The 26,678-nt window shown below is 35.6% G+C and carries 23 protein-coding genes and 1 pseudogene; 13 read left to right on the top strand and 11 right to left on the bottom strand.

Features of this window, described 5'->3' with window-relative positions; translation table 11 throughout:
- Positions 1-124: 124 nt before the first annotated feature.
- The 4 genes from AC6I0I_RS00525 to AC6I0I_RS00510 all read left to right on the top strand — a co-directional run bounded on the left by AC6I0I_RS00525 (position 125) and on the right by AC6I0I_RS00510 (position 2,827).
- Positions 125-544, top strand: coding sequence for an HIT family protein (locus tag AC6I0I_RS00525; RefSeq protein WP_161832413.1), 420 nt, complete (start codon positions 125-127; stop codon positions 542-544).
- Between the two features lie 75 nt (positions 545-619).
- On the top strand, positions 620-1,051 hold the full coding sequence (locus AC6I0I_RS00520) for a hypothetical protein (protein ID WP_161832414.1): 432 nt from the start codon (positions 620-622) through the stop codon (positions 1,049-1,051).
- Positions 1,032-1,997 (top strand): polyprenyl synthetase family protein, encoded by a 966-nt coding sequence (locus tag AC6I0I_RS00515; protein WP_237658960.1) that lies wholly within the window; start codon positions 1,032-1,034, stop codon positions 1,995-1,997. The genes AC6I0I_RS00520 and AC6I0I_RS00515 overlap by 20 nt, the downstream gene beginning before the upstream one ends.
- A gap of 17 nt (positions 1,998-2,014) precedes the next feature.
- Positions 2,015-2,827 (top strand): Cof-type HAD-IIB family hydrolase, encoded by an 813-nt coding sequence (locus AC6I0I_RS00510; protein ID WP_161832415.1) that lies wholly within the window; start codon positions 2,015-2,017, stop codon positions 2,825-2,827.
- Positions 2,828-2,971: 144 nt separating this feature from the next.
- On the opposite strand, the gene pflA is transcribed toward AC6I0I_RS00510, so the two are convergent.
- The 3 genes from pflA to AC6I0I_RS00495 form a co-directional block, all read right to left on the bottom strand.
- Positions 2,972-3,703 (bottom strand): pyruvate formate-lyase-activating protein, encoded by a 732-nt coding sequence (gene pflA / locus AC6I0I_RS00505; protein ID WP_161832416.1) that lies wholly within the window; start codon positions 3,701-3,703, stop codon positions 2,972-2,974.
- A 28-nt stretch (positions 3,704-3,731) separates the two neighbouring features.
- Entirely contained in the window at positions 3,732-5,957 is a 2,226-nt protein-coding gene (gene pflB / locus AC6I0I_RS00500) for a formate C-acetyltransferase (RefSeq protein ID WP_262953617.1), read from the bottom strand.
- A 338-nt stretch (positions 5,958-6,295) separates the two neighbouring features.
- On the bottom strand, positions 6,296-6,880 hold the full coding sequence (locus AC6I0I_RS00495; RefSeq protein WP_237658961.1) for a manganese efflux pump MntP: 585 nt from the start codon (positions 6,878-6,880) through the stop codon (positions 6,296-6,298).
- A gap of 349 nt (positions 6,881-7,229) precedes the next feature.
- On the opposite strand from AC6I0I_RS00495, the gene AC6I0I_RS00490 reads away from it, so the two are divergent.
- From AC6I0I_RS00490 to AC6I0I_RS00465, 6 genes are all read left to right on the top strand, one after another.
- Entirely contained in the window at positions 7,230-8,243 is a 1,014-nt protein-coding gene (locus AC6I0I_RS00490; protein ID WP_262951158.1) for a methionine ABC transporter ATP-binding protein, read from the top strand.
- Positions 8,243-8,911 carry a methionine ABC transporter permease gene (locus AC6I0I_RS00485; protein ID WP_161832419.1) on the top strand — a complete coding sequence of 223 codons (669 nt, stop codon included), beginning with the start codon at positions 8,243-8,245 and terminating at the stop codon, positions 8,909-8,911. The genes AC6I0I_RS00490 and AC6I0I_RS00485 overlap by 1 nt, the downstream gene beginning before the upstream one ends.
- A 75-nt stretch (positions 8,912-8,986) precedes the next feature.
- Complete coding sequence (locus AC6I0I_RS00480; protein ID WP_262953616.1) at positions 8,987-9,799, top strand: MetQ/NlpA family ABC transporter substrate-binding protein; 813 nt, start codon at positions 8,987-8,989, stop codon at positions 9,797-9,799.
- Positions 9,800-9,941: 142 nt separating this feature from the next.
- The gene (locus AC6I0I_RS00475) at positions 9,942-11,402 is read left to right on the top strand and encodes a leucyl aminopeptidase (protein ID WP_161832421.1); all 1,461 of its coding nucleotides are present in this window, start codon (positions 9,942-9,944) and stop codon (positions 11,400-11,402) included.
- Between the two features lie 143 nt (positions 11,403-11,545).
- Positions 11,546-12,838: an ISL3 family transposase gene (locus tag AC6I0I_RS00470; protein WP_338506149.1), complete on the top strand. Its 1,293-nt coding sequence runs from the start codon at positions 11,546-11,548 to the stop codon at positions 12,836-12,838.
- Positions 12,839-13,016: 178 nt separating this feature from the next.
- Entirely contained in the window at positions 13,017-14,318 is a 1,302-nt protein-coding gene (locus AC6I0I_RS00465; protein ID WP_202618780.1) for an alanine/glycine:cation symporter family protein, read from the top strand.
- Positions 14,319-14,341: 23 nt separating this feature from the next.
- On the opposite strand, the gene AC6I0I_RS00460 is transcribed toward AC6I0I_RS00465, so the two are convergent.
- Positions 14,342-14,890, bottom strand: a complete 549-nt coding sequence (locus AC6I0I_RS00460) for a hypothetical protein (protein WP_262951156.1) — start codon at positions 14,888-14,890, stop codon at positions 14,342-14,344.
- 58 nt (positions 14,891-14,948) lie between these two features.
- Entirely contained in the window at positions 14,949-16,220 is a 1,272-nt protein-coding gene (locus tag AC6I0I_RS00455; RefSeq protein ID WP_262953870.1) for an ArsB/NhaD family transporter, read from the bottom strand.
- A 515-nt stretch (positions 16,221-16,735) separates the two neighbouring features.
- Between AC6I0I_RS00455 and AC6I0I_RS00450 the strand changes: the two genes are divergently transcribed.
- A complete protein-coding gene (locus tag AC6I0I_RS00450) occupies positions 16,736-18,103 on the top strand; it encodes an MATE family efflux transporter (RefSeq protein WP_262951154.1) in 1,368 nt (455 codons plus the stop codon).
- 165 nt (positions 18,104-18,268) lie between these two features.
- On the opposite strand, the gene AC6I0I_RS00445 is transcribed toward AC6I0I_RS00450, so the two are convergent.
- Positions 18,269-18,679, bottom strand: a complete 411-nt coding sequence (locus AC6I0I_RS00445) for a hypothetical protein (RefSeq protein WP_262953871.1) — start codon at positions 18,677-18,679, stop codon at positions 18,269-18,271.
- A gap of 87 nt (positions 18,680-18,766) precedes the next feature.
- A complete protein-coding gene (locus tag AC6I0I_RS00440; RefSeq protein WP_161832744.1) occupies positions 18,767-19,957 on the bottom strand; it encodes an IS701 family transposase in 1,191 nt (396 codons plus the stop codon).
- 145 nt (positions 19,958-20,102) lie between these two features.
- On the opposite strand from AC6I0I_RS00440, the pseudogene AC6I0I_RS00435 reads away from it, so the two are divergent.
- Positions 20,103-20,537: pseudogene (locus tag AC6I0I_RS00435) on the top strand (glycoside hydrolase domain-containing protein); the annotation flags it as partial.
- A 345-nt stretch (positions 20,538-20,882) separates the two neighbouring features.
- A complete protein-coding gene (locus AC6I0I_RS00430) occupies positions 20,883-21,551 on the top strand; it encodes a hypothetical protein (protein ID WP_497993666.1) in 669 nt (222 codons plus the stop codon).
- Positions 21,552-21,695: 144 nt separating this feature from the next.
- Here AC6I0I_RS00430 and AC6I0I_RS00425 read toward each other — a convergent pair whose 3' ends face one another.
- The 4 genes from AC6I0I_RS00425 to AC6I0I_RS00410 form a co-directional block, all read right to left on the bottom strand.
- The gene (locus AC6I0I_RS00425; RefSeq protein WP_161832743.1) at positions 21,696-22,460 is read right to left on the bottom strand and encodes a hypothetical protein; all 765 of its coding nucleotides are present in this window, start codon (positions 22,458-22,460) and stop codon (positions 21,696-21,698) included.
- Positions 22,461-23,118: 658 nt separating this feature from the next.
- Positions 23,119-24,257 (bottom strand): IS3 family transposase gene (locus tag AC6I0I_RS00420; protein ID WP_262953963.1). Its coding sequence is split into 2 segments (ribosomal slippage): positions 23,119-24,032 and positions 24,032-24,257, totalling 1,140 coding nucleotides; the frame shifts between segments, so codons are not numbered across the junction.
- A gap of 674 nt (positions 24,258-24,931) precedes the next feature.
- Positions 24,932-25,507, bottom strand: a complete 576-nt coding sequence (locus AC6I0I_RS00415; RefSeq protein ID WP_161832742.1) for a hypothetical protein — start codon at positions 25,505-25,507, stop codon at positions 24,932-24,934.
- Between the two features lie 337 nt (positions 25,508-25,844).
- Positions 25,845-26,063, bottom strand: coding sequence for a hypothetical protein (locus AC6I0I_RS00410; protein WP_161832741.1), 219 nt, complete (start codon positions 26,061-26,063; stop codon positions 25,845-25,847).
- Positions 26,064-26,678: the final 615 nt, after the last annotated feature.

The following is a 26,678-nucleotide window of genomic DNA, read 5'->3' as shown; positions in this document are numbered from 1 at the left end:
TTGATAAAATTAGGTCGTAATCATATAATAACTAATTTAACATTCCTTTTAAGTTCTCACTTTTGGGGGACTCATCACGTCCCATCATAAAGATGAACTTCATGGGTTGACTGGAGGCATAAACATGCAAAAATGTATCTTCTGTAAAATTAGCAACAAGGAAATTCCCGGACATATTATTTTTGAAAATGAACACGTGTTGGCTTTCCTCGATATTTCTCAAACAACACTCGGTCATACATTGGTGATTCCAAAAAAACACGTTGAAGATGTTTTCTCAATGACTGAAGAAGATATGACTCACGTCTTTTCAATTATCCCTAAACTAGCGACTGCTCTTAAAAAAACATTTCATGCAGACGGAATGAATATTGTAAATAACAATAAGCCCGTAGCGGGACAAACGGTCTTTCATTACCATGTCCACCTCATTCCAAGATACTCATTTGAAGATTCTTTCAATGTTCATTATGTCAATAATGCAGCGTTATATACACCTGATTCACTTTCTGAATTAAAAGAAGAGATTATTTCTAACCTTTAATCTTTCTAAATTTTGTATACAATGTCCAGTCCTTGGAATACTAAGGTTATCCTTATTAGAAACGGTGGATTAGACATGATTAAAGACGTAATAAATGAAATCACGCAACAACTTAAGCAAGTAAACATCACCCATATTAGCGTTAACCGTGCCCCACTTCAACGTCTCTATCAGACATTAGAGACCCACGCTATCATCCCGGAAAATTATTTTTCTTACTTCGTTTCCTATGGACTTCTTTTTCTTCATTTAGATACCCATCAAAAGTTGAAGGAAAACTCTGATGATCGGCAATGTAAAAAAATTATTTTGTACGGTGATTTATTCTATAGCCTATATCACGACTATACCATTCGCCACGCCTTCCCGTTGATTAAAAATAATATTTTTCAACATCTAAAAAACTATGAAATCACATCGATGACACACAGTGGCGCGGATAAAGTTTTAAACGGATGGGTTCGCATCATCGCAGAGGAGGAGGGGTATGATGGGATATCTAACTAAATTCGGATATGATGAACGTTATTTTAACGACCTTCTCATCCAAACGATTGCGGAAGATCCTGTATTAGAAAAAGAAGATGACCTAAAGACTTCCCTTTGCGAACTTATCGCCAACGGAGGGAAACGGATTCGCCCTCTCTTTTTATTAATGGCAACCGAGTTGGGAGATAAAATTTCTAAAGAAGATCGCTACTTAGCTGCAGTTGCCATTGAACTTCTGCACCTTTCCTCTCTTATTCACGATGATATCATTGATCATTCATCTGTAAGACACAATGTCCTTACTCTTCATGAACGTTATAATAAAACAATAGCGCTCAAATTAGGAAATTATACACTAAATAGAAGCCTTGAACTTTTCGCTTCATTTCCTTTCCCCCCCCTCCACTTGCAACTTGCGGATACAATGAAACAATTATGCCTGGGGGAGCTTCAACAACAAGATAATCTCTTTAACTTTAACCTCTCATTAGAAGACTATATCAAAAAAAGTGATCAAAAAACGGGAACCTTAATTTCGGCTAGCCTAGTGATTGGGGGAATACTTGCCCATGCTAACGAGGAAAAGTTAGATGAATTAAAAAAACTGGGAAGTTCTATCGGAATAGCTTATCAAATAAAGGATGACATTTTAGATTTCAGTGGTGATTCTCCCCGTCTTGGAAAACCCGTCGGTCACGACTTAAAAGAGGGCGTTGTGACTCTACCGACGATTTTCGCCTTAGAAGATGATCTTCTCAAAGATGATTTATCTCAAATTTATCAACAATGTAATTGGGATACTCCACTTCTTGATCTTCTTTGCCAACGCATCAGTCATGGAGAATCAATCAAAAAATCGGAGGAACTATGCCAAACTTATATTAATATTACCCGGTCTATCGCGAAGAACTTTCCGCTTTTACAACCAAAAATAAACCATTTAATTAGCTTAATTTTTAATTAACACGAAGGGAGAGCTTTATGAGTAATTATAAAATGATTGTTTTAGACTTAGACGGGACGCTTATGTCTTCAAAAAACGAAATTTCGCCCAAAACAAAGGAAGCCTTATTAAAGGCACAAGAACAAGGTGTCATGATTGTACTTGCCTCAGGTCGTCCAACTTACGGAATGACAAAGGCCGCAAAAGAATTACGTCTTGATCAATACCCTGGTTACATTTTATCTTACAATGGTGGGCGTATTATCGAATCTCATAGTAATGAAATGATTTACGATAAGTCACTTACACCTGAAATTTGTCATGAATTATACGACTTAGCCCGCGAGATGAATGTCAATATTATGGCCTATGAAGATGCCGCTATTGTTACGGCTGATAATGATCAATATATTCAAAAGGAAGCCAATATCAACGGGATGCCTATTAATCGTGTAGAAAATTTCAAAGATTCTGTAACTTTTAATTCTGTAAAATGCTTATGTACAGCTGATCCTGAATATTTAGAAAAAGTTGAAATCAAAATGAAGGAACGTTTAGGAGAACGTCTAAGCATCACTCGCTCTTTACCATTTTTCTTAGAGTTTATGCCTCAAAATATTAATAAAGCCTACTCTTTACAAAAACTTTTAGATCACGTAGGACTCGATCAATCTCAACTCATCGCTTGCGGTGATGGATACAACGATTTATCAATGATAGACTTTGCGGGACTTGGTGTGGCAATGGGAAATGCCGTATCTGAAGTAAAGAAAGCCGCCAACTATATCACCTCAACTAATGATGAGGATGGAATTGCCCACGTCATTGAAAAATTTATTTTTACTGCTTAACAGGCGGCCCTTGGGCTACCTGTTTTTTTTATTTCATAAAAACTAAAGATAGCTCTACTAATTGGTTAATCTACGCTCATCAAGTAAGCCCCTTTTTACGATGCAAAAAAACAGGCCTCTAAAAGGAGGCCTGTTCCAAAAGCTTTAAATTGCTTTACCTAGAATCTCTTCGGCATGTTTTACAAGTTCATCACTTGGAGGAAGTTGTCCTGTTAAGGGATAATCATACCCCAATTGTTTCCACTTGTATTCACCCATTGTGTGATAAGGTAAAACTTCAATTTTTTCAACGGTTTTCAGAGTTTTAATATATGCGGCAGTGTTTTCTAAGTCTTCTTCATCATCGGTCAATCCTGGTACTAGTACCCGGCGAATCCACATAGGAACCCCGGCTTCAGATACTAAGCGACCAAATTCAAGTATGTGTGTGTTATCTTTTCCTGTTAACTCTTTGTGTTTCTTAGCGTCGAACATTTTAATATCAAGCATTAGCATATCAGTAACAGCTAATAACTCTTTTAATTGTTGCTGGCGTTCTGGTGTATTAAACTTTAGATCACCAGAAGTATCGATGTTAGTATGAATTCCATGTTTTTTACACTCTTTAAATAGTTCAGTTACAAACTCCATCTGCAGTAAAGGTTCCCCGCCACTCACTGTGATTCCTCCACCTGAGGCGTCAAAAAACTCTTTATATTTCACTAATTCAGAAATGATTTCAGAAATTTCCGTTAATTTTCCGTCTTTCATTTTCCATGAATCAGGATTATGGCAGTATGCGCATCGCAGTCCACACCCCTGAACAAAGACGATGAATCTTAGTCCTGGTCCATCAACTGTCCCGAACGATTCTACCGAGTGTACATATCCATTCATACTATCACCTTATCTTCCCTTTTCCCAATTACATTTTTTCGTGCATTGTACGATTAATAACATCTAATTGTTGAGCACGTGTTAACTTAATAAAGTTTACAGCGTATCCTGATACACGAATTGTTAATTGTGGATATTTTTCAGGATGTTCCATCGCGTCTAATAAAGTATCACGGTTAAATACGTTGATATTTAAGTGATGACCTTTTTTAGCCACGTACGCATCCATAATCGCTACTAAGTTTTTATTACGTTCTGCATCTGTACGTCCTAAAGCTTTAGGCACTAATGAGAATGTATTAGAAATTCCATCTTGTGCTGATTCAAATGGTAATTTAGCTACTGATGACATTGAAGCAATTGCTCCGTGAGAATCACGTCCGTGCATAGGATTCGCACCTGGTGCAAATGGTTCTCCCTCTTTACGACCACATGGAGTTGTTCCTGTTTTCTTACCGTAAACAACGTTCGATGTAATCGTTAAAATTGATTGAGTTTGTAATTTAGCACGGTATGGTTTATGTTTGCGAATTTTTGTCATAAAGGCTGACATAACATCTACAGCAATTTGGTCTACACGATCATCGTTATTTCCGTATTTAGGGAAGTCTCCTTCTACTTCGAAGTCTACTGCAATCCCAAATTCATCACGGATTGGTTTAACTTTAGCGTATTTAATCGCTGATAATGAATCTGCTACTACTGATAATCCGGCGATACCAGTTGCCGAAACACGTTCTGCATCTGTATCGTGTAACGCCATTTCGATACGTTCATAACTATATTTATCATGCATATAGTGGATGATATTTAATGTATTTACGTATAAATCAGCTAACCATTCCATCACTTCATCGTAACGTTCCATTACTTTATTATAATCTAAAACTTCATCAGTGATTGGAGCCCAATGTGGACCAACTTGCACTTTTGATTTTTCGTCTTTTCCACCGTTGATCGCATATAATAATGCTTTAGCTAAGTTTGCACGTGCACCGAAGAATTGTAATTGTTTACCTACTTTCATTGGTGATACACAGCAAGCGATCGCATAGTCATCACCATAGATTGGACGCATAATATCATCATTTTCATACTGAATTGCTGATGTTTTAATTGACATTTTTGCACAGTATTCTTTGAATCCTTGAGGTAATTGAGTTGACCATAATACCGTTAAGTTTGGTTCTGGTGCTGGCCCTAAATTATCTAATGTATGTAACACACGGAATGAGTTTTTCGTTACTAATGGGAATCCATTCGTTGACATACCTGCGATTGACTCAGTTACCCATGTTGGATCTCCTGAGAATAATTCATTATAATCAGGTGTACGAGAGAATTTTACAAGACGTAATTTCATAACGAAATGGTCCATCATTTCTTGTGCTTCCTCTTCTGTAATCACACCATTTTGTAAATCACGCTCAATATAGATATCTAAGAATGTAGACGTACGCCCTAAAGACATCGCTGCACCGTTTTGTTCTTTAATCGCTGCTAAGTATCCAAAGTATAACCATTGGATTGCTTCTTTAGCTGTTGTCGCAGGTTTTGAAATATCAAATCCGTGTTTAGCAGCCATTTGTTTTAATTCATTTAAAGCACGGTATTGTTCTGAAATTTCCTCACGTAAACGGATATTTTCTTCGTCCATAATACGTGACGTATTATTATGATCTTTTAATTTTTCTGCCATTAAACGGTCAATTCCGTATAAAGCTACACGACGATAATCCCCGATGATACGTCCACGTCCATAAGCATCAGGTAATCCTGTAATAACCCCTGATTTACGTGCTGCACGCATTTCTGGCGTATAAGCATCAAAAACACCTTGATTGTGAGTTTTTCTATACTCTGTAAAGATATGAGAAACTTCCTCATCTACATGATATCCGTAAGACTGTGCTGCTTTTTCTGCCATACGAATTCCACCAAATGGTTGTAATGAACGTTTAAATGGTTTATCTGTTTGGAATCCAACAATTTTTTCTAAATCTTTGTTTAAATATCCTGGTTCATGAGAAGTAATGGTAGAAACGATTTTTGTATCTAAGTCTAAAACTCCCCCAGCTTCACGTTCAGCCTTAGTTAATTCCATTACTTGTTCCCATAATTTTGTTGTTGCCTCAGTTGGTCCTGCTAAGAAAGAGTCGTCCCCCTCATAAACAGTGATGTTTTGATTAATGAAATCACGCACATCAATTTTTTCTTGCCAGTCAGTACCTTTAAAGCCTTGCCAAGCTTCCATAGATAATTCCTCCTTATAGTTCGCACTAGAACCGCTCTCTGAAATTTCAAATCTCATTAACACACACTCATTTTACAACGAGACTTGACCTTTTGTAAAGGGTTTTCATTATACGGATATAACATTTGTTAACATCTATCAAACGTTATAACGTATATATCTTTTTTACACTCTTATTATATTGCCCTAATTGGAAAAAATCAACTTAAACGCACGATTTTTTTTATTTTTTTCTTCTTACACTTAGGAATCCTTTTTTCAACAGGACTCTACTTAGTTATCCATAGAAATCCAATTAATCCTGCTCATAATTCACGCTATATATAATAAGGATATACTTAATTAAAAAAGATGGCGTGCATCCCCAATAAAATAACCATTAATCCCCCTAAGATATTAGCCTTATTTCCAATGAGAGATCCTAGTTTTTTTCCGAATGTCAATCCAATATACGAAAGAAATAAAGCAACAAAGGAAACACATAAAACGGCTACTATAAAGAAATCATAAATCAATCCGTATGTAATTCCAGCGGCTAAGGCATCAATACTCGTTACAATACCAAAAGCTGCTATAACTTTAAATGATAACTGTTTCCCTTGACTCAACTTTTTCTCACTTACCTCAATATACCCTTCGCCCGATTTATCTAGTGCCTCCTTTATCATTCGAACACCGAGCACAATTAAAATTGCACCTGCAATTAGGTGATTATAAACCGTCACCTCACCACTGACAAATCGTAACGAAAGTAGACCTAGTATGAATAACAGGCCCTGAAAAAAGCCAAATGTTCCTGCTATTTTCAAGCGATTTCCCCATCGATGGGCCATGCCATCCATTCCAAGTGTCACTGATACCGCAAAAGCATCCATGGCAAGGGCAATAGACATAAGCATAACGATTACTAAATAGTTGTTCAACGACTTTCACCCCAATTTTAGTTTAAATTTATCTTTATATCATATCGAAGCTCTAGCCAATATATGCTTAAAACTTTCTTCGTTTAACTGTTTCATCAATTTTTACTAAATGGTGCCTTGACTTTCCATTATTTACATCTAAAATAAGTACTACATGCAATTTGAAAAAGGATTAATCGTTGAAAAATCAGATTTATTTAACTGATCCGTCTCACAAAAAGACTAACGATTGTGGTGAATCTACTGTCACCACTGAGATAAATTTCTTTTTCTCGGGAAGTCATTTCCTAAAACAAAGAACCGTATCCTAGTATTCATCACACACAACTCAAAAAAAGGGGGGAAACTTTTGATTACTTTAACGAATGTTCAAAAAACTTTTACTGTGAACGACACGACTATTAAAGCTGTCAACAACGTTAATTTATCCATAAGAAAGGGAGAAATTTTTGGAATTATCGGATATAGCGGAGCGGGAAAAAGCACATTAATCCGAATGCTCAATCTACTTGAGCGTCCAACAGGCGGGACAATCCTTATCGACGGGCAAGACTTAACTCAAATCTCTGCAAAGGAGCTACGACTCGCTCGCCAAGAAATTGGGATGGTTTTTCAACATTTCAACCTCCTATGGTCTCGGACCGTGTTTGAAAATATTGCTTTTTCATTAGAAATTGCAGGCGTTAAAAAGGCAAAAATCAAAGAACGTGTCACCGAATTGATCGAATTAGTCGGATTAAGCGGGAAAGAACATAACTATCCTAACCAGTTGAGTGGTGGTCAAAAGCAACGCGTTGGAATCGCGCGAGCTTTAGCCAACAATCCACATGTTTTACTTTGTGACGAGGCCACATCGGCACTCGATCCACAAACAACAGATGAAATTTTAGATCTTCTCGTTCAAATTAATAAAAAATATCAACTAACTATTGTGCTTATTACACATGAGATGCACGTGATTCATAAGATTTGTCATCGTGTTGCTATCATGGAAAATGGAAATATTGTTGAACAGGGTGACGTCCTAGATATTTTCTCTTCTCCGAAACATTCCGTAACCCAGCGATTTGTAAAGCAAATTTCCCATGAAGATAACTCCCTCAAAACGGCTCGTCATCTCGCACATGAGTTTCCAAATGGAAAAGTGGTCCTACTCAAATTTTTAAAGGAGAAAGCGGAACAGCCCTTTATCACGAATATCATTCGTAACTTCAAAGTTGATATTAACATTATTCAAGGTAAAATTTTGCATACCCAAGAGGGAGGCTATGGATCTTTATACATTCATTTAACGGGAAGCGAAATTAATCCTGCCCTAGACTATTTAACACGGGAAGGTGTAGAAATCGAGGTGATGACTTAATGATTTTATCAGTATTACCCCATGTTAATTGGGATAAGATGCTATCGGCAACTATTGAAACATTATATATGACACTCGTTGCCTCAGTATTTAGTTTCTTATTAGGAATCGGTCTTGGACTTATCCTATTTCTAACGGGGCCTGGGCAACTGTTAGAAAACAAATGGATTCATCGATTTTTTTCGGCATTCGTTAATATCTTTCGATCAATTCCGTTTGTCATTTTAATTATCCTTTTATTAGATTTCACTAAATTACTAGTTGGAACGATGCTTGGGCCAAATGCCGCTTTGCCCGCCCTTATTATCGGAAGCGCCCCGTTTTATGGACGTCTCGTTGAAATAGCGTTCAGAGAAATCGATAAAGGCGTGATTGAGGCATCACTTTCTATGGGAGCCTCGATAGGCACAATAATCAAAAAGGTTCTGATCCCTGAAAGCTTACCGGCTCTAATTTCTGGGATTACAGTCACAACCATTTCACTCGTCGGTTACACGGCAATGGCGGGTGTTATCGGAGCCGGTGGGCTTGGAAATCTTGCCTATTTAGAGGGATTTCAACGTCACCGATTTGATGTCGTTATTGTCGCAACCATCATTATCTTGCTTATTGTTTTTGTGATTCAATGGATTGGGGACACTTGTTCTCATTACCTCGATAAACGTTAAAAAATTAATTCTTTTGTTAAATCCTTAATCAACGATTAAGATTTAAATATATGATTTTACAGGGGGAGATTTAAGATGAAAAAACTAGCCTTAGGTTTATGTAGTTTTGCAGCAGCGATTTCACTCGTCGGTTGTGGGCAAAAAACCGATGAAGCAACAAAATTATCAGTGGGTGCCTCTGCGGTACCTCACGCAGAAATTTTAGAACAAGTTCAACCTATTCTTAAAGAAAAGGGAATCGATTTAGACATCACTATCTTCCAAGACTATGTCTTACCTAATACAAGTGTAGAAGAGGGAGAACTTGATGCAAACTATTTTCAACACATTCCATACTTAGACACCTTCAACAAGGAGCACGGAACTCACCTCGTGAATGTGGGTGGAATTCATATCGAGCCCATCGGGATTTACTCAAAAAATTACACTTCATTAGATCAACTACCAGATGGAGCGACCATCATCATGAGTAACTCTGTTGCCGACCACGGCCGCATGTTAACCCTATTACAGCAAAACGGTCTTATTAAATTAAATCCAGATATCGATTCAACCACAGCAACAGTTGAAGACATTACTGAAAATCCTAAAAATTTAACTTTTAAAACAGATATCGATCCTGGTCTTTTAGTCACTGTTTATGAACAAAATGAAGGTGATGCCGTTTTAATCAATACGAATTACGCCCTAGACGGAGGGTTAAATCCAATGAAAGATGCCATTGTTCTAGAGGATAGCCAATCACCTTATGTTAACATCATCGCGGTCAAAGAAGGAAACGAAGACAATGAAGCCGTTCAAGAGCTCATTGATGCTTTACACTCAGAAGAAATTCAAGATTTTATTAAAGAAACTTATAAAGGTGCCGTTGTTCCTGTTTCAGAATAATCCCAACAAAAGAGAGAGATTTTTAATCTCTCTCTTTTTATTTTTAAATCATATTTCTCATAAAAATGGAAAAAATAATAGTAAATTACTGTCGAAATTTGAAATATAGTATATAATATTGAAAAAGGAAAGGGTGAGATCTATGATTCAATTTAAATCAGATTTAAATCTAGAAACCGAGGAGCGTCCTCTTATTATTGGGGTTTTCTCTGATTTCTCACATCAAGATATTTTTCAATTAGATCATTTATTAAACAACCAATTAACAACAGCTATAAAAGAAGGCTTTATTCCAACAAAATTTAAAGCAGTCACTCCAATTTATCCTCTTGGAAAAATTAACAGTAAAAAATTATATTTTATCGGATTAGGAAAATCAACAGAATTTACATTTGAGAAGGCTAAAGAAGCAATTGGAAAAATCGCTAAACTAATTAAAAATGAGGCTATATTATTATTAGAAACTTTTCAATCACCAACTACCTCTATCAACGAGTTGGCTACCTTATGTGCCGAATCCATTACATTAGCGACCTACAAATTTGATTGTTATAAAACGGAGCATCCACATACTGAGCCTGTCACCTTATCTATTTATGCACAAGAAGATGTAACTTCTGATTTAACTCGTGGTGTCGTTTACGGAGAAGCAACCAATGATGCCCGACAATTATTCAATCAACCTAGCAACCATCTGACAGCCACTCATTTAGCCGATCATATCAAAAAATTTGCTAATCATCATCACTTAGACATTCATATTGTCGAAAAAGACGAAATGAAAAAACTAGGGATGGGTGGAATTCTCGGAGTAAACCAAGGATCAACTGAACCACCAAAACTTATCGTTGTAAAATACCAAGGAAATGCAACAAGCAATGAGGTTACTGCCTTAGTCGGTAAGGGAATCACCTTCGACACTGGGGGCTATTGTTTAAAACCCCGTTCAAGTATGGAAGGAATGAAAGGAGATATGGGTGGAGCTGCTTCTGCTTTCGGTGCTTTTCAGGTTGCCGTGCGTCTTCAATTACCTGTTAATTTATTACTTGTTATTCCGGCTACAGATAATGTGATTAGTTCTCACGCGATTAAACCCGGTGATGTTCTTAAAACCATGGACGGAAAAACAGTTGAAGTGACAAACACCGATGCTGAGGGACGTCTCATTTTAGCCGACGCTCTAACATTTGCTAAGCAGTTAGGGGCCACTAAAATTATTGATTTGGCAACATTAACTGGGGCCATCATCGTTGCACTCGGGTCAGATATTACGGGTGCATTTACAAACAATCAAGCTTTCTTAAACGACTTCCAACAGGCGGCTGATCAAGCCATTGAATATATTTGGCCAATGCCTCTCCATCCTCGTGATCAAAAATCAATTCGTAATAGCGAAGTCGCTGATTTAAATAATGCTCCTCTTGGAAAACCAGGAGCGATTATGGCAGCTGCATTCCTTAAAGAATTTGTAGGTGATACCCCTTGGATTCACCTTGACATCGCAGGAACTGCCGAAGCAAAATCTGCTTACGATTTAGGTCCAAAAGGTGGAACCGGGGTCATGGTTCGTACGATTGCAAAATATTTAGAATTACATCATTAAAATAAAAAGGTTCTATAATATTTGGTGTGGGTGATGCCCACACCTCTTTTATTGGAATTAAAAAATAAGTACAAAAAAAGAGACATAACGTCCCAAATTCTATACAATGTAATCGACCAAAAAAACACGAAAGGATTGGGTTTATGTCTCACACTAATTGTATCTCAACTTTACTTGATTTAAAAGATAAAAATATTACTTTTTCAAAAAATTGTATCCAAGAAACTCAGATTAAGAATGTTCGTTCTAAACTTATTTTGGGAACTCTTTCTTTTCAACCGACTCGTTGCTACCACTGTGGTCATTCTTTTGACTCAAATATCATTAAACACGGCTTCAAAACTTCACGTATTAAGCTAGTCAAAATTTCCGGATTTGATGCTTATCTAGACTTAAAAAAACAACGTTATAAATGCCGTCATTGCGACCGAACATTTACCCTAGAAACATCTCTTGTTAACCCTAATTGTTTTATTTCCACTCCCGTAAAACAAGCCATCTTTTTAGAAGCTAGTCATAAGAAATCCGAAACAGATATTGCACGTGAGCTTAACGTTTCTCATTCAACCGTTAACCGCGTCATTCATTCTTCCTATGAAGAACAGCCGCTTCCCTTTAATTCTCTCCCAAAAGTTCTTTGTTTTGACGAGTTTAAGTCGGTTAAATCGGCCGAGGGAGCAATGTCCTTCATTTTTTGTGATGCGTCCAATGGAAAGCTAATTGATATCGTTGAAGACCGTCGCTTAAGTACACTAAGGACTTATTTTATGCGATTTTCTAAAGCAGCTCGTGAAGGTGTAACCCACGTCGTCATTGACATGTACGCCCCTTATATGACACTCATTAAAGAGGTATTCCCTAAGGCTAAGATTGTTTTAGATAAATTTCATATCGTTCAACTAGTCTCTCGTGCTCTTAATAAAACACGCATTCGTTTCATGAATCAAAATAAAGAGTTTTATAATAAATTCAAATATTATTGGCGACTTCTCTTAAAAGCCCAAGAAGATCTTAATGCCACTCATTACTTCTATTCCAACTGCTTCAAAAAGATGATCTCTCAACAAGAAATTATTGACTTTTTATTAGCCCTAGACCCTGAACTAAAGGAGACTTATGATTTCTACCAAACTGTCCAACAGGCTATTAAACTTCGTAACCTTGAAATATTTCATCATGCCATTCAACACCCCTCTGACCTGCTTTCACACGAAATGAAAACAGCCTTAAAAACACTCACTCATTATCAAGATTATGTCAAAAATACTATCGAAACTCCTTATACAAATGGAGTACTCGAAGGAATTAACAATAACATTAAAGTCATTAAACGTATTGCCTTCGGATACCGTAGTTTCTACCATTTCAAAGCAAGAATTTTGATTATTCATAAATACACTTTTGAACAAAAAAAGAAGAGGAACCAAGCCGTCTAAAGAATGGCCTAATTCCTCTTGATTACATGTATAGATTTTATTCACCCACACGATTTGACAAAGAGCCAATAAAAAAGGGATATCGTCTAAAGATATCCCTTTTTCATATTTTTATCATATTCCTCATGTACTATCATAAGCTAGATACTAACTATGAAACAATGATGGGGGATTTAATATGACAGAAATCGTCAAAAACTTTGAACACATCCTATGGTCCTACTTGGCTATTCCAACCTTAATGTTAATTAGCCTAATCTTCACCTTCTATTTTAAAGGAGCGCAATTTAAATTTAAAAAAATGCTTCAATGCTTAACAAAAAAAAATCCTCATAGCAACGTGTCGTCTTTCCAATCCTTTACGATGGCCCTCGCCGCACGTGTCGGTGTCGGTTCTTTAGCAGGAGTTGCTCTAGGAATTTACATTGGCGGCCCGGGAAGTGTCTTTTGGATGTGGGTCAGCGCCTTAATTACCGCCGCTTCTTCTTTCGTCGAGAGCACACTTGCCCAACTCTACAAAAAAAAGGATGGTGATCTTTACGTTGGGGGACCTGCCTATTATATTAAATACGGAATGAACCAAAAAGGATTTGCAATCATCTATGCCTTTATTATCGTTTTAACCTATACCTTTGGTTTTAGCGCCATTCAGGCAAATACGATTGCGACCTCTTTTCGAGACGTTTTATCGATCCCACCTTTATTAACTGGGGTTGGTTTAAGCCTCATTACTTCAATGATTATCTTCGGTGGTGCTTCAACGATTGCTAACATGACCTCAAAAATCGTTCCAATTATGGCACTATTTTATATCGGGATGGGACTTTTCGTGATGATGACCCACCTCGACTATGTCCCAACCTTTTTTATCACCATTTTTGAGGATGCTTTTCGACCTTCGCCTTTAATTGGAGGAACCGTGATGTATACCGTCATCACAGGTGTTAAACGAGGCGTTTTCTCAAATGAGGCAGGGATGGGATCTGGGGCACATGCCGCTGCAATGACCAATAGTGACTCTCCAACCGATCAAGGATATATTCAATCTTTTGGAGTCTATGTCACAACTTTATTTATTTGTACCATTACTGCCTTCTTGATTATGGTCACTCATGCGACAGAGGTTGGAAGTTTATCAAGTAACGGAATTGAACTCACACAATACGCCCTCACTCAGCTATTTGGTCCCATCGGCGGAATCATTCTCTCTATCTCCATCTTTTTCTTTGCCTTTAGTACGATTCTCACTGGATACTACTACGGGGAATGTAACGTCAAGTTTTTATGGAAAAATGAAAAGATTTTGACAGTTGTTCGAATCATTGTCTTACTCGTTATTTTAGTGTCATCTATCGGATCGGCCTCGCTCATTTGGTCACTCGTAGACGTTGGGGTCGCCCTTACTGCAACGATTAACGTGATGGCTCTGTGCTATCTTGCTAAAGAAGTTAAAAAAATCATGAATAAGAAAAAGTCGTAAAGCTTATGCTTTACGACCTTTTTCTATTTCGATGAAGTTTCTAAGAATTGAACTAATGAATAAGGTTCCTCTTCTTCGTATAAACGAACTGAATCTTTCACCGTTTTATGAATCTCTTCTTTAATTTCGTCTAATTTTTTTAAAATAGTATCCGTATGGAACGTTTCCACGTTGTAATATAAGAACAAATCTTCAAACGCGTTAGCTGTCTTGTTCAACTCCTGATTTACTTTAATAAAGGAGTGAATATTTTTACTTTTCGTTGCATTTTCAAAGTGCTCTAAATCACGACGGATCATTTCAACCACATCTTCTTCGTTTTCGTATTCTTTTAAAGGAAGAGGATACGGTTTAAGACGCTCTAGGAAATAATGATTGGAACGATTAATGTTATAAACGTACGACAGTCTAAAATCCCCCACCATAAATCTCACGTAACAACATCTTGAGTTTAATTGGAGAACTTCTCCTCCCATTTGACGTAACTTCATTTCGTGTTGTTCAGCTTCCATGTTTAAAACATTTCCATTCGTAAAGCTAGAAGCATTCGAATAATAATTTCTATTTGCCATAATTTGATTTCCTTTCCGATTCAACATCCCTATTTCTAATTTTAAAATTCCAATTTAATTATACATAAAAGATAATTAAATAAATCATCGAAATAAAGACTGAAATGAGCATTAATGGGAAACCAATTTTTAAGAAGTCACCAAATGTTAATTTATAACCTTTTTTATGTAACATTCCGCTGACAATAACGTTAGCAGTTGCTCCAACGACACTACCATTTCCTCCAAGGCAAGCCCCCAATGCAAGTGCCCACCAAAGTGATGTTGTATCCATCCCTGTGGCACCGATGCTATGAATCAGTGGAATCATCGTCGCAACAAACGGGATATTATCTAAGAATGCTGAGGCAATGGCTGCTACCCATAAAATTAACATCGTCGTCACAAATACATTACCATGAGTTAAACTAATTAATTGATTAGCTACCACCTCGATAACCCCTATTTCTTCTAGGGCACCAACCATAATAAATAGTCCCATAAAGAAGAAAATAGTCGGCCATTCCACCTCGGTTAAAATTTCTTCTACATCTACTTTACTGATTAAGAGTAAAATTCCAGCTCCTAATAAAGCAATCGTTGCCGATTCAAGTCCAAATGATTGGTGAATCGCAAATCCAATAATTGTCCCTAACAAGACAATCCCGCTTTTTTTCAGTAGGACAGGGTCGGTAATTGTTTTCGTTTCATCAAACTCAGCTATTTTAGCCTTATTTTCTTCACTAATTTTCAGTTGAGATCCGTAAATAAATTTCAATAATAGTAGAACCACAATGAAAATCACAACAACAACTGGTCCTAAGTTAATAAGGAAATCCATAAATGAGAGATTGGTAGCTCCACCGATCATAATGTTAGGTGGATCTCCGATTAACGTCGCCGTTCCACCAATATTAGCCGTTAATACTTCGGTAATTAAAAACGGAACAGGATTTAGTCCCAGTGTTTCCGTAATTACAAATGTAACCGGAGCAATTAATAAAATTGTCGTCACATTATCAAGTAGCGCTGATGCAACGGCAGTAACAACAGAGAAGTAAAGCATAATCTTCCATGGACTACCCTTCGACAGTTTAGCAGTTTTAATCGCAATATATTGAAAAATTCCTGTTCTTTTCAATATATTAACGATAGTCATCATTCCGACTAATAGCCCAATCGTATTAAAGTCAATGACGTGAAAAGCTTCTTCTTGCGATAAAATATGAAATACAACCATCGCAATTGCTCCAAGTAGGGCAACAACTGTGCGGTTTAGTTTTTCAGAAATAATAATTCCATACGCAACAAGGAAAATAATAATAGCTGGTAGAAAATTCGTATTTTCCAAAAGTCTCACACCCTTAGTTTGCTAAAATATCTATACTCAAATAGGCTTTAGTAAAAAGATGCTATGAATTAAATTTCATAACCATTAATCTATGAAAATTAATAAATATGAAGCTTAATCCATACCTTTTCATACCCCCTATTTGAACTATTTTACCGAATAATGTAAAAAAAAGTCAAGATAATTGAATGTTTTTCTAGCATTGCTATACCCTTTCATAAAAATTATCTTTTTTTTATACTCTTCTATTACTATCTATCGTTTTACGTTTTTTATTCATTCTTTTGCAACTTTATCCAATAATATTTGATCCTAAATCTTTACCTTTCTCTAACTCATCATCCTATCTGAAATTTTATTGAATAAAATTAATAAATACCTATCAATAGAGCCATCCAAAATCGCCATACTATATAAATGAAAATTATTATTTATCTATTGAAATCCACTACATTCATTATGAGGTAAATATATAAGTCGTAGGCGTTTCAATTTAATTAACGGAGGCTAGATTCATGAAGGCACCACGAGACAGTCATTTTCTCGGAACAGAGAAGATTAATAAATTACTTTTTTCGTTATCCATGCCCGCTTTTATTGCAATGGTCGTTAGTGGAATCTATCCTATTGTTGACACCATTTTTGTTGGAAAGGGAGTCGGTGCATTAGCGATAGGTGCCATTGGAATTGTTTATCCAATTCAAACGATGTACACTGCTTTTGCACAAATGGTTTCTATTGGGTGTGCATCCGCTCTTTCCCGTAGTCTCGGTGAGAAAAATAACGAGCGCGCCAACCAAATCACCACAAATGCCTATATACTAACCCTCATCATTTCTCTTCTATTAATGGTCATTAGTTTCTTTTTTGCTGATAAACTACTTTACCTTTTCGGTTCTAATGAAGAATTAATCCCTCAAGCAAAAAAATATTTTTTCGCTGGGATTTGGGCGATTCCCTTTAATGCGCTCGCCCTACTTGCAAGTGCCGTCTTTCGTGCCGAGGGCAATATCAAGATTTCGATGATCACTGTTTTAATCGGAGCGCTATTTAATATTGCACTTGATCCATTATTTATTTTTATATTTCATCTTGGCATTACCGGGGCTGCGTGGGCGACGGTTATTTCTCAGGCACTCGCTACTACTTTCTCGCTCTTTTTTATTTTAAGCCATCGAAGTATCGTGAAATTTGAGCGACGTTTTCTTCTTCCCAACCCTAAAGTCATAACTGCCATTATTAGCGTTGGATTTTCCGCTTTTGCCAGAAATGCCGCGAGTTCTCTCTTTGCACTTATCACCAACGCTACATTAAGAAGTTTAGGTGGAACCGTTGCTCTTACCGCCTTTGGAACAGTCAATCGTATCATTTCCCTTTTCTTTTTACCGATTATGGGAATCAACCAAGGATTACAGCCGATTGCTAGTTACAATTATGGAGCCAAACAGCCAGAGCGAATTAAACAGGTCGTTAAACTAGCACTTATTTACACAACCATTATCGGAGCCGTCGGTTCCATGACAGGATTTTTATTCCCCCAATGGTTAATCAAACTCTTTACCAAGAATGCTGATTTAATTTCCCAGGCAACTTTCGTCTTAAGACTTCAACTCCTTTTCTTTTGGACTATCGGGCTCCAAACCGTTGCCTCTACATTCTATCAGGCACTTGGTCGGGCACTTCCCGCCCTCTTTCTATCCATTCTAAGACAATTCATCATTTTAATTCCTTTGATTCTTATACTACCACGATTCACCACCCTTGGACTCAACGGTGTCTGGTATGCCTTCCCAATATCCGACTTTACCGCCTTTTTAATCTGTGCCCTTGTCTTATGGAAAGCTTGGCACCACCTCAAGAAAAACGAATCTCCTGTAAAATAAAAAAAAGCCAAAAATTACTGGCTTTTTTCCTTATTATAAAAGCAATCTTCGAGTTGGGTACTCAATGAAATTAATGTTTTATATAACCACTCAACTTCAGTAGAATTGTATAAGCAATGATTATTTAAGCCTCAAGATTAAACCTCCTCTATCCTAATAGAGTGGCTATAATTCAAAATTATTTGGAGCATTGTAATAGATTGTTTGAGCATAATCACCATATAGAGTAATAGTAGCATTGTTATCATCTTTCCATTCAATTAAAACATTCGAATCATCAAAGTTCTCGTGGCAAACTAAGTTCACTTCTATTCTTGTCCCATCATCAGTTTCTATATAAAACATATATTTTCCGTGAAAACTGATACCTCTTTGGATAATTGAAAGAGTATAATTTTCATTAGGAGAAGAGCTTTTAAAAATAACTATTTCGTTTGTTACTTCTCTAGATATAGACTGAAAAAAGAGGAAAATGGGAATTAAAAAACAAATAAGCGGAATAAGACATCCACCTAAAGCAAGAAGGCATCCACATCCATTAGCTTTTAATTTATGTTGTGCCTCTAATTCATTCATAAATAGGTCTCTCCTTATTATTTTATATTCTACTATTAATGTGCAATTTTTAAGAAAAATTTTCCAAGGAATGAAAATACACTTACCCTATGCAATTTTCAACTCTTCAAAAATGGTTTTTAATTCCACACCTTTTTGAGCTTTATGATAAATTAATTTCACTAATTCTTGTTTTTGCTTTCGTTGACACTGGCGTAAACTGTCACCCAAACAACGATTATTTAACGTTATTCGTTTTAAATAAAGGTAAACGAATTGAATCATTAACATCAATCGTTTAATCCCTTGTAAAGTTCGAATTTGATAGTTCCCCATTCCGAAATTTTGCTTCACTTCTCGGAAGAAAATTTCAATAGGCCAACGTTTAGTATAGTGTTTAAGTAGTTGTTTGGCAGACATTTTCAAATCATGACTCATAAAACAACGTAAAGCTTTTTCTTCCAAAGGAGCCGTTTGGGGCCAACTTAAAATGATTTGGACGACATGTCCCCCTCTTATTCGTCCCTTATATAGATACGTATAATAACGCTCAGATCCGACGGTCACTAAGTCGAGATCATGAAGGGATAATGTTTTCGCAAATTGTTTCAGTTGAATTCCGTTGGGACGGTAACCTTTAGGAAGAATGATTCGATTCGTTTTAATCGCTCCTAAATAATGAAACCCGACTTGCTTAGCCGTTTGAAGGAGAGCTTCACACGTATACCAACTATCCGCTAAGACATAGCCTTTATAGGGAGGTTTGGGTAATTCCATCAGAGCTCTTCGAACGAGTTCGATTTTACTCTGTTTCTCTTTTTCATAGGGAATGATTTGATAAGGAAGAATTAAATCCTCACATTGAAGCATCAAGGCGACAAATTGATGACCATAAACGTGTTGATGATGAAGATGAGAAAAGTGCCAGCTACATCCTTGAATAGGATGTGTTGCCCGTGACGAAGGTTTAGTTTTAACACAAGTCGTATCATCAACCATCACGTAAATAGGTTGTTGAGTTTGATAAGAACGCTGATAGATACAGGATAAAACATAGGTTTGAATCTGGTGACTGATCGCCTCCTCATCCCAAGGACTATCCGTTAAAAATCGTCCAAAACTTGTCCGATGACAGTGTTTAACGGCAGAGATTTTCCCCTGATAATTTTCCTGAATCATCAAGTTTAGAAACTGGTTAACATGATTAAACTGAGGTTTAGATAAGAATAAATCTAAATCAAGTTGTTTTAAAAATTTGAAAATTGAATTTGAATCTGATATAATACTATCCATGAACATTAACTTAATTCCCCCTCGTTAATTGGTTGTAGGAGACTTAATTATACAGGGATTTAAGTTAATGTTTTTTCTTTTTTTACTGGTATTTTATAGCTGGAAATTAATTGGAAGTAGTTTTGCACATTAATAGTTAAAAAATGGATTATCTATTTTCCCAATCTTTCAAGAATACGGTGCTGAAAATTCTGCCTTTAATCAACAACAAGGATATACCCATGCTCAAAAGGCGGTTCAGGCAGCTTATGACTTATGTATTCCAAGCGGAACAACGATCTATTTTGCGGTAGATTACGATCCACAAGAGGCTGAAATCACCAATTACGTCTATCCTTATTTTAAAGGAATTAACCAATACTTTTCCCAAATTGACTCTCCCTACAATATTGGAGTTTATGGAACACGGAATGTATGTAGACTATTAAGAAAATATGAAAATGCCACATTCAGAATTGATAATCTTTTTGTTTCAGATGCTTCCTATGGATTTAGTGGAAATTTAGGATTTACAATGCCAGAGTTATGGGCATTTGATCAATTCGCAACTGATATCACCATTGGTGAGGGAAATGGAAGAATTAGCATTGATAAGGTAGCTATATCTAGACTTGATAAGGGATTTAATTTATTAAGTAAGCCTACACAAATTGGGCAAGTCTATAATTCATTAATAAAAATTGAAAGGGTTGCGCGTACTTATTTAGAAAATAAGGGTACAAGCGCAACAGCACAAAATATCAATTCATTAACTTTACAGTACTTAAGAAAATTAGGAGGCTACGGTGAAGAGTATACACCAACTCAAATAGCAGATTTTACTGCTACACTTGAAAAAATCAATCTCAAAATCTCTTATGTACAAACAGAAGAAGAAAAATATGAACTTTTAAACAAATTTATTACGCAATATAATCTCAAACGAAGTAGTATGAACACTTTGTTATGGTATTGTACTGCTGGTCCAATTGATGGTGATTTCTGTAAATTAGTTGACAGTGAGCTAACAGACTTAACACTTAATTTTATTGATCCTGTCACTTCTTTAAATTATGACTTCTATCATATGGCAGCAACCGCGCATGGAATAGACTATATGCACCCTCTTCTTTCTTTTATTGAAGAACAAATTAATTTGTTTTCAGGATGGGGAGGAGATTTAACAACCTTTGCAAAAGATGTTTATAACGGAACTGAAGGAAGTAAAGATATAAACTTTTTAAATCAATTTGCAAAATCACATATTTGTAATCCACAATACGATACTTTATTCAGTCTTGAAGATTATATTAGTGACATTGATGCCGTAAACATTGGACTCTTGTTAAAAAGAGATTATTTTTCAGCTTTATTTCAAGAGTATTTTATTACTAATGCCAAAACAAATTGTTTTAAGCGATCAACACTATATATTAAAAATAATTTTTCTGGGGATATTAAGCAATTTTATAACCTCTGCGATGAAATAAATAAAGGAGATGGGATATACTGGGGATTTAGATTTGTGCTAAACGGGCCCTTTCTAGACACAATATATTATGATGCTGCAAACGAAGCCTTTAAAAATTTTGTTACAAATGAGGTAAGTAATAGTCGTTAATTGTTAAAAATAAAAAAAGGAACCTAATAACCTATTTATGGTCTATTAGGTTCCTTTTTCGCTTAATATCTTGGCTCTTTGGTACTATAACACTTATAGAGAAGTACTAGTTCTATAATTTTTTGGGGGGTGAAATTACCTGGATCAAAAATTATATAACCAATACAGTGCGACGTTAATATAAGCACTAATAAAAGTCATAAGTGGAATACCAATGAAGAGTACGAGTAGTGATTTTTTCCATCCAATCCATTTATCGGCGAGATATGATTTGTCTAAAATCCGTTTTATCAACAATATTTCGCAAAAAAATATCGCATACCATACTAATTGAAGTTGGATGAGGAAATAATCTCCGTGAACGTAATCTCCGTTATTGACGACCAACGTCGATGCTAGAAGTCCCCCAATTATCATTATAAAAATTAAAAACAACCAAGCGATTAATTTATCGTTTTTTAAAATTTTAGTAGAACAACACCATCCAGTAATCAATAAGAAAATAACATAAATCGGGTTAGAAATAAAAGCATAACCGTTCCAACCTAAGCTAGCACTTATCTCCTTCATAATGTATACACTGATGTAAAAGATAGATAGCTTACCACACAAAAAAGCATTAACCATCCAAAAAGCAACAGAGAGCGGCTCTCTTTTTCTTACCGATTTTAAATACCGATAAGCTAAATAAATCAAACAAAGACCATATTGAAATACATCTACAAACCAGGTTACGTATAACAGTAATACACCCAGTGCTAAAAAACTAAAATCAGTATCCTTAAAAATAAAATACGCTAACGTGGGAAACAGAATATGTACGATAAGCATAAGTGCTGGAATAGATGCTATGACTGGTAATAGATGATATTTTTCTATAAATTTTAATCGTTGATATTTACTCCTCATATGTTCATCCCCTCCCTTTTTAATAATCATAAGTATAGCACTAAATAAACGAAACTTGAAGGACCGTCCATTAATTATCCAAGCATAATCAACAAAAATCATTCCCATCTGTTGTATTCAAACGGATGGGGATGAAACAACTTTTTACCTTGACCAAAAATTATTCAAGACAATTATAAATAAAAAGCAAGATTCAGTGCACCTTTAGTGTACAGCAAATCTTGCTTTTTTTCGATACGTGTTATAATTACCCACTTACAATTAAAGTATGGATTGCTAGTTTCTATTTTTAAGTTCATTATCAAGTTTTATCTCAAAGAGAGTTTTTATTTAACACTTCCTTAAATAAAAATATTTCAGCAAAAAATGAAATGTTTGCAAATAAAAACATAATTGTCTGATGCAATTCAATACCATAAAAAAATGCATTCAAAAAATGATATATAATAAAAATAAATATTAGATTAATTATACGGGTTTTATTTTTAAATCTTGTTACCGAACACCCCCACCCTATGCTCAATAAAAGAAGACCATAAATAAACTTATTAAAAAAGCATGTATCATACTGAACAGGAAAAATATATCTATTATAATCAGCAGTTATTATAAAAATATGGATCTAGGTCAATATTTTGGACACAAAAAAGTTAAGTTTTTAAGCAATTTGTCGTGCAAGTTGCTCACATTCTTCTGGCGTTAAATAATTAATGGAACCATGAATCCTTTTGCGATTATACCAGCCTTCAATATATTGAAATAGGGCCATTCTAGCCTGTTCAAATGTCACATATGTAGTTTGATACACTTCTTCTTTCTTTAGAGTGGCATGGAAAGATTCGATACAAGCATTATCATAAGGACATCCTTTACGACTGAAAGACTGGATCATCTTAAAGTCTGAAGTTAAGTCTTTAAACTCTTGGCTAGTATACTGTGATCCTAAATCAGTGTGGAGAATAATCTCATCTTTAGGTTTTTGAGAAACATAGGCATTCTTTAAAGCTTTTACGATAATATCTGTGGTCATTTGTTTTGAAAAATGATAACCAATAATTTTCTTTGAATGTAAATCCATCACTGAAGCTAAGTAGCACCAACCTTCTTTTTGAACGTAAATATAAGTAATATCGGATACCCATTTTTGATTAATTGAAGTCGTCGAAAAATCCTGTTCTAGAATGTTATTACGTTCTAAAACAAGTTCCTTAGACTGTCTATAAGGAGTATATTTTCTTTGAATAATCGAAGCTAAACCGCTTGATTTCATTAACCGTTGAACACGTTTCAAGCTAACAGTGAATCCCTCTTTAATCAATTGATGGTGTACCTTAATAGCACCATACCGACACTTACTTTCAAAATAAATTTCTTTAATACGTTCAAGTAGTTTCTGATTTTCACGTTCCCATTTTGATTCAGTTTGATGCTTCGATTGATAATAAGTACTTCTTGGAACACTTAAGACCTCACAAAGTTGCTTAATATCGTGTTCCTGATGGTGTTGATTAATAAACTGACATAATTCAGATTGACTTACTTTCTCGCGAATATGGTCATAGCCTTTTTTAATATTTCATTCTCCTCTTGCAGACGTAACATTTCTTGCTTCATGCGTTTAATATCCTCTAGGGTAATTTCTGTATCATCTACCGAGGCAATCGGAGAAATTTGTTTAATCCATTTGTAAATTGTTACTTCTGAAACACCATATTCACGACTTAGATCTTTAACTGAACGTCCATTTTTATAAAGTTCAACAATCATTGATTTAAATTCATTATTATATTTTTTCATACAGACACATCCTTTTATTAAGTCTATTGTAACGACTTAACTTAAGTGTGTCCATAAAACTATACTAGCACCAATAATTAATAATATACTAATAAAAACTCTATTAATTAACCTAAAAGTAGGAGATAAGGGAAGTTTCCTCCTTAAAGTGCTAAAATACATATATATTAGATAAGGAAAAAATACAAATAAATTTACCAAATATAAACACCCAATAGTTGGAATCACCAATATAAAAATAAGTAAAGCCGCCTCATGTGATACATCAAAATTTAACACCGAGAAATCAGGTAATAATTGGTATAAGATAAATGTGATTGCTGGAATAGATGCTATGACTGGTAATAGATGATATTTTTCTATAAATTTTAATCGTTGATATTTACTCCTCATATGTTAATCCCTTCCTCCTTTTAATAATCATAAGTATAGCACTGAATAAACGAAACTTGAAGGACCGTCCATTAATTATCCAAGCATAATCAACAAAAATCATTCCCATCTGTTGTATTCAAACAGATGGGGATGAAATAACTTTTTACCTTTGTCAAAAATAATTCCAGAAAATCGTAAATAAAAAGCAAGATTCAGCGTACAGCGAATCTTGCTTTTTTTCGATACGTGTTAATTACCTGCTTATGTCCTATTTATGGTCTATTAGGTTCTTTTTTCGCTTAATATCTTGCTAGCCCGAATAGGATATAAAAACTAATAAAAGTCATAAGCGGAATACAAATGAAGAGTACGAGTAGTGTTTTTTTCCATCCAATCCATTTATCGGCGAGATATGGTTTGTCTAAAATCCGTTTTATCAACAATATTTCGCAAAAAAATATCGCATACCATACTAATTGAAGTTGGATGCAGAAATAATCCATATTAAATGCGACCAACGTCGATGCTAGAAGTCCCCCGATTATCATTATAAAAATTAAAAATAACCAAGCGATTAATTTATCGCTTTTTAAAATTCTAGTAGAACAACACCATCCAGTAATCCATAAGAAAATAACATAAATCGGGTTAGAAATCAACTGATAACCTTCGTTACCTATAGTAATCCTCGTCCCCTCCATAATGTATATACCGATGTAGAGGATAGATAACTTACCACACAAAAAGGCATTAACAATCCAAAAAGCAACAGGTAAAGGTTCTCTTTTTCTGACCGACTTTAAATACCGATACGCTAAATAAATCAAACAAAGACCATATTGACATACATCTACAAACCAGGTTGCGAATACCAACAATACCCCCAGTGCTAAAAACCTAAAAGCAATATACTTAAAAATAAAACCCTCTACTGTAGGAAACAGAATATGTACGATAAGCATAAGTGCTGGAATAGATGCTATGACTGGTAATAGATGATGCCTCTTGATAAACCTCAATCCCTTATTTTTACTCTCCATCCGCCTTTTCTCCCCCTCAACTTTATTCTTTCACCGATTCTACAGGCAAATCTAACTCCTCTAAAAATAAGTTTTCCTCTTCCTCTGATTTAAAAAGATACTGTGGAACAACCGCAATGCCCTGATGATATTGATCATACAAATAATACTTATCGTTAAACTTGATCAGGCGTTAGGCCTCAATCCCGAGGGTTCGCTCCTCATAATAAGCCGTCACTCTTCGTCCCTTGATTTCAACGACCTTATCTTTTAATAATCCAGGATAAGTACGCACCGCCCGTTTAATCCTCCCCTTAATCAAGAACCGTCGCCAACACTTACTCATCCCCTTTACGAGAACGTGCATCTCGATTAATTCATCCATTGTCGTTCGATATTCTAATCTGATCATCCACTCGCACTCCCTATTCCTTTTAATTATTTATATTATAACATTCTTTTCTCTTTTTTATGATTCATCTTTTCCTAACCATCTGCCACGACTTTACAAACATCCCCCCTCCCTCTTCTTAAGATTTAGATTTTTTCTCGTTCAAGACCTCTTCTGTTATGAGTGAAATCTTTCTCTGTTATAGGGGCACACTCTCTCTTTTTCTCATGAGAAATTTGTCACTCCTTAAAAATCTTGTCATATATTAAGATTAGGCAAGTTGATGATGCCTACAAGTTTAAAGAATTTGAGAACTTTGGAGGAGGTTCACACATTTTTTAAACTTTCTAAATGGAGGTAATGCCTCCCATGTTTGGAAACAAGCATGGAGTGAGAGTCGTACTCTTCAACATCCTTTGAATTGCTGGAATCTCCTAAAGCTCATTCAACCACAACGTAAAAGCGAATAGTTTTAAGCGTGAAGGTGACGAAAGTAGAAAAAATGAATGAGATGGCATATGGTTAAATCCTAAGTGTTCGTGCAATGGACGATCAGCAGGTAAGCCTCGAATAGAGGAAACTTCAACGACTATCCCGAGAGGGAGTAGGTCATAAGCGATGGATGACCGAAGTGGA

The organism is Turicibacter sp. St.80E1 (genome assembly GCF_059728495.1).
Note: the sequence above shows the minus strand (reverse complement) of the source record. Positions and strands in the feature narration are given on the sequence as shown.

Excerpts from the sequence above, each read along its gene's own strand:
- AC6I0I_RS00525 (WP_161832413.1), top strand. The coding sequence starts at position 125 with ATGCAAAAATGTATCTTCTGTAAAATTAGCAACAAGGAAATTCCCGGA.
- AC6I0I_RS00520 (WP_161832414.1), top strand. The coding sequence starts at position 620 with ATGATTAAAGACGTAATAAATGAAATCACGCAACAACTTAAGCAAGTA.
- AC6I0I_RS00515 (WP_237658960.1), top strand. The coding sequence starts at position 1,032 with ATGATGGGATATCTAACTAAATTCGGATATGATGAACGTTATTTTAAC.
- AC6I0I_RS00510 (WP_161832415.1), top strand. The coding sequence starts at position 2,015 with ATGAGTAATTATAAAATGATTGTTTTAGACTTAGACGGGACGCTTATG.
- pflA (WP_161832416.1), bottom strand. The coding sequence starts at position 3,703 with ATGAATGGATATGTACACTCGGTAGAATCGTTCGGGACAGTTGATGGA.
- pflB (WP_262953617.1), bottom strand. The coding sequence starts at position 5,957 with ATGGAAGCTTGGCAAGGCTTTAAAGGTACTGACTGGCAAGAAAAAATT.
- AC6I0I_RS00485 (WP_161832419.1), top strand. The coding sequence starts at position 8,243 with ATGATTTTATCAGTATTACCCCATGTTAATTGGGATAAGATGCTATCG.
- AC6I0I_RS00480 (WP_262953616.1), top strand. The coding sequence starts at position 8,987 with ATGAAAAAACTAGCCTTAGGTTTATGTAGTTTTGCAGCAGCGATTTCA.
- AC6I0I_RS00475 (WP_161832421.1), top strand. The coding sequence starts at position 9,942 with ATGATTCAATTTAAATCAGATTTAAATCTAGAAACCGAGGAGCGTCCT.
- AC6I0I_RS00470 (WP_338506149.1), top strand. The coding sequence starts at position 11,546 with ATGTCTCACACTAATTGTATCTCAACTTTACTTGATTTAAAAGATAAA.
- AC6I0I_RS00465 (WP_202618780.1), top strand. The coding sequence starts at position 13,017 with ATGACAGAAATCGTCAAAAACTTTGAACACATCCTATGGTCCTACTTG.
- AC6I0I_RS00460 (WP_262951156.1), bottom strand. The coding sequence starts at position 14,890 with ATGGCAAATAGAAATTATTATTCGAATGCTTCTAGCTTTACGAATGGA.
- AC6I0I_RS00450 (WP_262951154.1), top strand. The coding sequence starts at position 16,736 with ATGAAGGCACCACGAGACAGTCATTTTCTCGGAACAGAGAAGATTAAT.
- AC6I0I_RS00445 (WP_262953871.1), bottom strand. The coding sequence starts at position 18,679 with ATGAATGAATTAGAGGCACAACATAAATTAAAAGCTAATGGATGTGGA.
- AC6I0I_RS00440 (WP_161832744.1), bottom strand. The coding sequence starts at position 19,957 with ATGTTCATGGATAGTATTATATCAGATTCAAATTCAATTTTCAAATTT.
- AC6I0I_RS00430 (WP_497993666.1), top strand. The coding sequence starts at position 20,883 with ATGAACACTTTGTTATGGTATTGTACTGCTGGTCCAATTGATGGTGAT.
- AC6I0I_RS00425 (WP_161832743.1), bottom strand. The coding sequence starts at position 22,460 with ATGAGGAGTAAATATCAACGATTAAAATTTATAGAAAAATATCATCTA.
- AC6I0I_RS00410 (WP_161832741.1), bottom strand. The coding sequence starts at position 26,063 with ATGATCAGATTAGAATATCGAACGACAATGGATGAATTAATCGAGATG.